Origin of the sequence: Microbacterium sp. Leaf351, from assembly GCF_001423825.1 — a bacterium.
Lineage (GTDB): Bacteria > Actinomycetota > Actinomycetes > Actinomycetales > Microbacteriaceae > Microbacterium > Microbacterium ginsengisoli.
Genome location: NZ_LMPK01000003.1, coordinates 87,847 through 89,367, shown reverse-complemented (window position 1 = coordinate 89,367; position 1,521 = coordinate 87,847). Strand labels below are relative to the sequence as shown.

Sequence of the window (1,521 nt, the reverse complement as noted above, 5' to 3'; positions counted from 1 at the left end):
CCGCGGACAACAGGACGACTCTCATAACGACTGGACCTACGAAACGGGGTCAGCCCACGTCGCCGCATCGTCCACGATCAGCCCGAGCGCCACGAGGATGCGCTCTCTCACACCCGCCGAGCGCGCCTCGTCGCTGGCCAGCAGGTGCGACAGGCGCGTGGACACGCCGTACTGCAGGGCCGTGTCCGACGAGCCGGCGCTCGGCGAAACGGTTCCCGGCCCGACGATCGCGCCGAGGCCGTAGAAGTCCCGAAAGTACTCCTCATGATCGAAGTTCCTCATCACCGCCTTCGGGCGCTTGCGCTCTCCGTTCAGGGGGCGGTCCAGAATCGACGGCATCCTCAGCTTCAGGTTCGTCGGAGCGGGAAAGAAGCTGTCGCCGATCAGCTCGATCGGATGGCTTCCCTGCTCGCAGAACTCGCAGTGCTGGTCCTCCGACACGCGGTACGAGTCGTGGGGCCGCAGGCGCGGATCGCGCACCGACTCGACGTACGGCTCGTCGAGGTTCGATAGGTCGCACAGTACCGCGCCGTTCTCCGCGAGCGGCGGCGTCCGCGACAGGTAGAACGCCGTGACGATGCGGTTGGCGGGCGCGTAGCCGCGCGAGACGAGCTCGTGCGCGAGCGAGCCCGAGCTCGAACTCGAGATCACCACCCAATCCCGGTTCGGGACCAGCTTGAGATTGTCCTCATAGCCCTCGTAGCCGCCGAACGTGTCGACGGAGACGCCGCTCACCCTCGAATCCATCCGCGCCCACAGGTCTTTCACTGCGTGCAGGAGCGGGATGATGCCGCCGGTGTCGGCGAACAGGCGGGCGCCCGGGGTGGGCGTGAGCAGCGACAGCATGCACATGGCGATGAAGTATGCGTGCTGGGCGCGCGCCACCGACTGCGAGGTCCGCATGAAAACCTCCGAGTGCCCTCGGCCGGGCCGCTCGTAGTGATAGCCGGCGCTCGCTGGCGACAGGGATTCGGTATCGCGGAAGATCTGCCGCATCCCATCGCTCTGCACGTGCTGCACTATCACCGGATCGAGCACTAGCGGCTCGTAGCCCGGCGGCAGAGCACCGATGGGCACCTCCGTCCAGGATCCGCCTTCGCTCACTTCGAACAGTCGATAGTGCACGAGGCCGAGGTGAAGCGCGCGGTTCTTGAACTCGTCGAGCTGGCTCAGATCGTCGAAGCTCTTTCGCGCGTCGGTCGGGAAGACGAACCACGCCTCGGCGACTTCAGGGCGCGGCGTGAGGAAGCGGTCGATCGCGGTGAGGTGGGCGGGTGCCGCCGGGAACGGGAACGCCGACCACTGCACGGCTACCGTCGTGCGGTACCCGCCGTCGATGGTCACGTCGGTCGCGAAGATGAAGGCGTCGTTATCGACGTGCGTTCGTCTCATGGTTCACGTCCCCCAACGTGTAATCGATCGGCAGCATCAGAGTGACGTCCGTGCCCACGCGAGGCCCCGCATAGAAGTCGTCGTAGTCCTCGGGTACCCACTCGGTGAACAGCGGCGACTCGGGCCGCG

At 66.4% G+C, this 1,521-nt stretch carries 1 protein-coding gene; it reads right to left on the bottom strand.

Features of this window, described 5'->3' with window-relative positions:
• Nucleotides 1–36: 36 nt before the first annotated feature.
• Nucleotides 37–1,104 carry a hypothetical protein gene (locus tag ASG00_RS01905; protein WP_162238317.1) on the bottom strand — a complete coding sequence of 356 codons (1,068 nt, stop codon included), beginning with the start codon at nt 1,102–1,104 and terminating at the stop codon, nt 37–39.
• Between the last annotated feature and the right edge of the window lie 417 nt (nt 1,105–1,521).